This window comes from Peribacillus sp. P4_C12, assembly GCF_056402095.1.
Genome location: NZ_JBFUIB010000179.1, coordinates 1 through 6956 on the forward strand (window position 1 = coordinate 1; position 6956 = coordinate 6956).

The following is a 6956-nucleotide window of genomic DNA, read 5'->3' on the forward strand; positions in this document are numbered from 1 at the left end:
GTTTTTCGTTTTCATTGGTTCCGCATTAAGTAAAAAGTCACCAACAAATCGTTTTCCAGATGGATTCGGACGACTGGTTAACCTAGTTCTTTTAGGGGCTGTGTTGGTTGTTGGGATCATGTCTTATGAAACGATAAAAGAAGGATTTCATCACATCTTGCATCCAGTAGAGTCAAGTGGGATGATAATTAATTTGTCCGTTCTCGCGTTAGCGGTTGTGTTGGAATCATATGTATTATTTAAAGCGATGAAAGAAGTAGTACATGAAGCGGGGATAGAAGCGAAAGGAACTGCAGTCATCTATAAAAGCTTCGCTGGGTTAAAACGTGCAAAACCAGCAACGAAATTAGTATTTATGGAAGATATGGTCGCAACAGGTGGAGGTATACTGGCGTTAGTAGCCATATTGTTGGCGAATTTCACTCCCTTTATTCAAGCAGAAGGTGTTGCTTCTGTCATGATTGGTCTCGGTATGTTTTATGTGGTTGGAAGGGTTTTTCTTGATAATGCAGCGGGAGCTCTTGGTGAAGCTGATATTGAGATGCGTCAGAAAATAGGAACTATGGTCATGAGTGATCCGGATGTGAGAGATATCCAAAAACTGGCGGTATTAAAAGAAGGAGAAGATTTTCATGTGGAATTAGAGGTAGAACTTGATGCCCAAATTTCTATCGCCCAGGCTGATGACATTAAAGACCGGCTCTTTGATGAAATTTTCAAGGAAAGAGGGGTAACGGATGTCATTATAGAATTTGATGAAAACGACGGCGTTGCTAATTGGGAAGGTGAACTTAATAAGGAACTAAATGAAAGGAAACAAGATAAATAGAAGGGAGTGTCATATCTCCAAAATGTGAATCTTGTCTAATTGGTGTATGGGCTTCTATTGAGAATAGAAAATCAGGTTTGATTAAGGATAATATTAAATAAAAAAGTAACATTTATAAATGCAAGATAGTTAAAATTAATAAAATATAAATCTAAATAAAATGCTAAAAGGTCACAAAATATTTGTGACCTTGAAACCTGTTCATTGAATCACGCTCTTTCCTTGGATAAGCAATATACGCTATTATGGAATTATGTACATAGAGAAGAATTCAGAAAGGGTGAATAAGAATGAATAAACCAGAAATTAAACTAGTAGCGCTCGACATGGATGGGACACTTCTAAATGAAGCGGGAGAAATTTCTGCGGAAAATCGGAAAGCAATTAAAGAAGCAGAAAACCAGGGGGTTTTTGTGGTGTTAAGCACTGGAAGATCCTATGCGACTTGCAGTGATTTTGCAAAGTCAATGGAGCTTCAGTCATATCTTATAACGGTTAATGGTAGTGAAATTTACGACAATCAAGGGAAATTGGTGGAAAGAAATATAGTCGATAGTGAATCCATACAGTGGATGTGGGAATTAAGCCAAAGGCATAGTACGCATTTTTGGGCAATTAGTTGTGATAGTATATATAGGGCTGAAATGCCTCAACGAATTCATGACTCGCAATGGCTTAAATTCGGCTTTGATACAAAAGATGAAGCCATTCGCCAAACTATTATGGACGAACTTAAATCAAAAGGAAATCTTGAAATAAGCAATTCAAGTCCAACGAATATTGAAGTGAATGCACTTGGAGTAAATAAAGCGAAAGCAATTGACCTTGTTTGTTCATTGCTCAATATTACAATGGATAATGTAATGGCAGTAGGAGATAGTCTAAATGACCTTGCCATGATTCAAGAAGCAAAGATGGGTGTAGCGATGGGTAACGCTCAAAAGATAGTTAAGGAAAAAGCAGATTGGGTCACTGCTACTAACCAAGAAGATGGAGTAGCTAAAGCAATCCAAAAATGGGTGCTCTCCAATTAATTGAAAGCTGTATGTGGATTTAATCCATATACAGTTTTTTATTTAAATTTAACTCGTTAAGAGTGGTATTTTGCAGATAAAAATAATTTCTTGAAAATTTTGTCTTTAAGAAGTATGATAATCTTATAGTGTTATATTTTGGTAATATATTAAAATGGGAGGTTTTATAGATGAGAAGAACTGTACCTGAACACTGGTGGAATCAATTATCTTTACCAGTTATCTCAGCGCCTATGTTTTTAATTTCTGGTCCTGAATTAGTGAAAGAATGCTGTTTGAATGGAGTAATTGGCTCTTTTCCAGCACCGAATGCTCGGCCGATAGAAGTACTGGATCAATGGATGGGTGATATAAATAACACACTAATTGCAGCAAGAGATAAAGAACCCAGCAAGAAAATTGCTCCATGGGCAATGAATATGGTTGTTCACCGAACTTATAGCCGTCTTGAAGAAGAATTGGAATTAGTCAAAAAGCACCAACCTCCCATCGTTCTTACCTCTCTTGGGTCTCCAAAACATGTTGTAGATGTCGTACATAGCTATGGTGGGTTGGTCTTTTCAGATGTCAGCAGCGTAGAATTTGCCAAAAAAGCAGCAGAGTCAGGTGTGGATGGATTGATCTTAGTTGCTTCAGGAGCTGGCGGACATGCGGGTGAGATAAATAGTTTTGCTTTCGTTGACAGTGTAAGGACGTTCTGGGACGGAATCATTTTGCTTGCTGGATCCATTAGTACAGGTCACAGCATCTTAGCTGCTCAAGCTGCCGGAGCGGATCTTGCTTATATGGGTACACGTTTTATCGTGGCAAAAGAGAGCAGGGCAAATGATGAATATCGTGAAATGCTTGTCGAGTCGAATCATGATGACATTATCTTGACTGATGCATTTTCTGGGGTTAATTGTAATATGTTGAAACCAAGTATTAGAAAGGCAGGTATGGATCCAGATCAATTAGCAAAAAAAGAAAATGTCGATTTTGACAGCATGTCTAAATCATCAGATTCTAAAGCATGGCGTGATATTTGGTCCGCAGGACATGGTGTAGGGGCGATAAAGCAAATAGATACCACTGCTGGTATCATCAAACAGCTAGAAAAAGAGTATCAGGAATCCCTTGAGAGATTAACCGAGCAGGCGGGTAAATTAAAGGGTATTATATCAAAGTGATTTGAAAGCGCTTTATCAAGTTGTTCGAATTTTGTTGTTTTTTTGTTTGATGAGGGTATCCATTATGGGTACCCTTTTTTTAGTGCTACATACTATTTTAGAATACATTATTTTAACGGATTACATAATCTTGTATAAATAACCATTCAAAAATACTACAGATAAGAAGAAAAATTATGTGATTTTAAAAAGTAAATAAATTTGATATCCAGCAGTAGAAATGTTATATTATTTTTCGTGATAATGACCAGATGAACAATATAGTCATATTTTTTCTAGAAGAAAATATATATTTATAGTAAGGAAATAAAATATATATTTTTTAGATGATAAGCAGTCATGAATGTATTTTCAATTCGCTTTACACCGAAGTAGAGTAAATAAACGACATGTTTGTCGTATAGGAGGATTTGATAGGTGTGTTAAAATCGCTGAAAGGTGAATTATTGGCTATTATAAAAAAACCAATAATTCTCATTTCTATATTAGGAATTATTAGTGTTCCTTTACTTTATAGCGGGACATTTTTATGGGCATTTTGGGATCCGTATGGTAAGGTCGATCAATTGCCGGTTGCCATTGTCAATATGGATGAAGGAGCCGAGCTTAACGAATCAGAACTTACCATTGGGAAAGACTTAGTGAAAGAGTTAAAGGAGAAAAAGGACTTTGATTGGCATTTTGTCAGTCAGAAAGAAGCGAATGAAGGCCTGGCGAACCAGGACTATTACATGAAGATTGAAATTCCGAAAAACTTTTCGAAAAATGCAACTACCTTGCAAGAAGAAAATCCGGAAAAACTTGATTTAATATATACTTCAAATGAAGGGTATAACTATATTTCTACTAAGATAGGTGACGCAGCTTCCGAGAAAATTAAAGGTGAGGTTTCTGCGGCCGTTACAAAAACCTATGCTGAGTCAATGTTTGATAATTTGAAAGAAGTTGCTGATGGACTTGGATCAGCCAGTGATGGAGCAGGCGAACTGAAAGACGGGACCGATAAGGTAAAGGATGGGTCTAACGAACTAGGAGAGGGGATTAACTCTGCTAAAGAAGGTTCACAAAAAGTAGATGAAGGAATTGGTTCTCTACATTCAGGTTCAGTTGAAATCCATAAAAACCTGGAAACATTAGCTGAAAAGTCCTTGACCTTTTCGGATGGAGTGGGTTCAGCAGCTTCTGGCTCGAAAGAACTTAATCAAGGCTTACAACAATTTAGTTCTGGGATTGGACAAATGAAAGATGGGCAATCAAAACTTTTAGAAGGAGCCAAAAAATCTGAAGCAGGTTCTGGAGAATTAGCTTCAGGACTGCAACAATCTTTAGAAGGGTTCAATCAGATTGAAGAAAAGCTGCCTACTCTGACCGAGGGGGCAAATGGTGTAGCTACTGGTGCAAGCCAGCTCTCAGGTTCTTTGTCCGATTGGAGTGCTGCTACGAGTGATGCAAAAGCAGGAGCATCGAACGTTGCGGCCGGATTGGAAGAAGTTATTTCCGGTTTAAAACAACAATCTCAAACTGTAGATGATCCTGCAGAGAAAGCTCGTTTAGAAGGATTAATTGCTTCTCTATCTGGAATTAGTGAAGGAAGTAGAGGAGTAGCTGAAGGAGTAGGAAAACTATCCGCAAGTGCTTCTGAAATTGCTAAGGGAGGCACTAGTCTTAGTGAAGGGGCAAATCAGTTAGGAAAAGGCACCAATGCGCTCGGCGGTGGTTTTACTCAATTAAAACAAGCTCAAGATAAACTTGCCAATGGAGCGAATGATCTACAAAGCGGACAGGGTCAATTAGTAGCTGGATTGACAACATTTGGCGAAAGTATAGATTCAGCACAGAGTGGACTTGGACAATTAACGGAAGGCAGCAATAATTTGGTTAGTGGGCTTGATCAATTAGAAGATGGGTCGAAGCAATTATCAAATGGAACTTCTCAGCTATCAGAAGGTTCGAAAAGTCTGATTACTGGAACAGATAAGTTARAAGAAGGTACATCAAGTCTTACAAGTGGCATGGGAGAGTTAGCGAATGGAGCTATTAAGCTTCAAGATGGAATCGCCAAACTTTCAGATGGTTCGGAAGAATTACATGACGAATTGAAAGACGGAGCAAGCGAAGCAGGTAATATAAAAGCCGATGAAGATGTTTATGACATGTTTGCAAGTCCAGTAAAGGTTGATAAATTGCCTATTAATAATGTGCCAAACTATGGAACTAGCTTTGCACCTTATTTAATTTCATTGAGTTTATTTATTGGGGCAATCGTTCTGACAATCATTTTCCCATTAAGAGATCCTGCTGTTATTCCTGCAAATGGATTAAGCTGGTTTATTAGTAAATACGGGGTCATGGCTATTATAGGAATATGTCAGGCTATATTGGTGGATTTGATATTAATATTAGGACTTGGAATTGAAGTCACTAGTCTGCCATTATTTTTTGTAGTAAGCATTCTTGCTAGCTGCACATTTATGGCTATCATTCTATTTCTTGGTTCAGCCTTTGATAATCCAGGTCGTTTTATAGCGTTACTCATATTAATTCTACAGCTGACCAGCAGCGGCGGAACTTTCCCAAATGAATTAGTTCCTAGCTTCCTGCAAGGGTTTACTCCATTCTTACCGATGACGTATTCGATTAATGCTTTTAGAGCAGTAATCTCAACTGGAGACTTTGGATTCATGTGGCATAACCTTAGTATACTTGCCATTTTCCTTGTAGTGGCATTAATACTATCTTTCGTATACTTCTTTTATAGATATAAAAAGATGAAAAACGTATTTACGGAAGATGCAGGTGAAGAATAATGAAAAAACAGCGACTCGAATAGGGTTCGCTGTTTTTTTGTATTTTTACCAGGATGTTTAAATAGAAAAGCAGGAAATTTATTTAGAATTTCCTGCTTTTCTATTATACCCAAGATTTTTGAGACGAAGGGGCATATTTTTTCATAGGATTTTTAGCAATAACATCTTTTAAATAGGGATAGCCCGAAGGACTAGGTTTTCGCAGCAGCTCCATTAGATAAGAAATGTCGTCCATTGCCCGGTGTGTTTGGAAATTTGTGATGTTATGAGCCCGCAGCAATGTTAAGAGTTTACTATTTACAAAACCGTATTGTTTCCATGGGACATTGCGCATTGTACAGAACCACTGATGGTTATTGATTTCTGGATACATATGGTAGAGGAAACTTCTGTCGAATGAAGCATTATGGGCAAAAATTGAGTCAGAACGATCTATAAAAGATTTTATTTTTTCATCGTGAAAGCTTTTTCCTTCGACAGAGCTATATGGAATTCCATGAACCCTGTATGCTTGATCATAATTTCTTCTTGCTTGATAAGAGAGAGGCTCTCTTAAAAACGATTCTTGATCAACAAGGTTAATAATTTCACCGGTTTCGCTGCTATAGGTAAAAAGAATAAGGGCAAGTTCGATAATTTCATCAGAAGTAGGACGCAATCCAGTTGTCTCTACGTCTAGTACTAAACCTAATCTATTAGACAATTAATTTTCCTCCATTTTGGCTACTTTTATCTATTATATCTGATTTTGGTTGCCTATTGAAAGTGGCGTATTTTTTAATGATAGTGTTCCTTTGAGATTTCAATTAATTTATTGTTAAAAAATTTTATAGACGATAACTAGAAACATATGAATTTGAGTAATAAAGGAAAAATTATTGAAGTTGCTCATGGGAAGCATAGAGGTGACGGAGTAATCGGTTAACTTTTATGCGAAAAAAAATTAGTTAGATCTACGATTGTTAGTGTAATTTCTATGCTTAATCATTAAATATTAGAAGATCACTTTCTTATTGATATGAAATAATAGGAAACTAAAAAAGGTAGAGAAATGCTTTTTAAAGCAATCTTTACCTTTGTATAATTCAATTCAGGACTAGTATAGATTGTAAGATTC

The 6956-nt window shown here is 36.9% G+C and carries 5 protein-coding genes; 4 read left to right on the forward strand and 1 reads right to left on the reverse strand.

The annotated features are described in order from the left end of the window. The 4 genes from AC1DUW_RS17815 to AC1DUW_RS17830 form a co-directional block, all read left to right on the forward strand. Positions 1-829: cation diffusion facilitator family transporter (locus tag AC1DUW_RS17815; RefSeq protein ID WP_477643100.1), on the forward strand; the 829-nt coding region annotated here is incomplete at its 5' end. A gap of 290 nt (positions 830-1119) precedes the next feature. Next, complete coding sequence (locus AC1DUW_RS17820; RefSeq protein WP_053346410.1) at positions 1120-1863, forward strand: Cof-type HAD-IIB family hydrolase; 744 nt, start codon at positions 1120-1122, stop codon at positions 1861-1863. A 170-nt stretch (positions 1864-2033) separates the two neighbouring features. After that, on the forward strand, positions 2034-3032 hold the full coding sequence (locus AC1DUW_RS17825) for an NAD(P)H-dependent flavin oxidoreductase (protein WP_053346409.1): 999 nt from the start codon (positions 2034-2036) through the stop codon (positions 3030-3032). A gap of 419 nt (positions 3033-3451) precedes the next feature. Further along, complete coding sequence (locus AC1DUW_RS17830) at positions 3452-5839, forward strand: YhgE/Pip family protein (protein ID WP_477643101.1); 2388 nt, start codon at positions 3452-3454, stop codon at positions 5837-5839. A 103-nt stretch (positions 5840-5942) separates the two neighbouring features. Here the strand turns inward: AC1DUW_RS17830 and AC1DUW_RS17835 are convergent, their stop codons facing one another. Beyond that, positions 5943-6542: an exonuclease domain-containing protein gene (locus tag AC1DUW_RS17835; RefSeq protein ID WP_053346408.1), complete on the reverse strand. Its 600-nt coding sequence runs from the start codon at positions 6540-6542 to the stop codon at positions 5943-5945. Positions 6543-6956 lie beyond the last annotated feature (414 nt).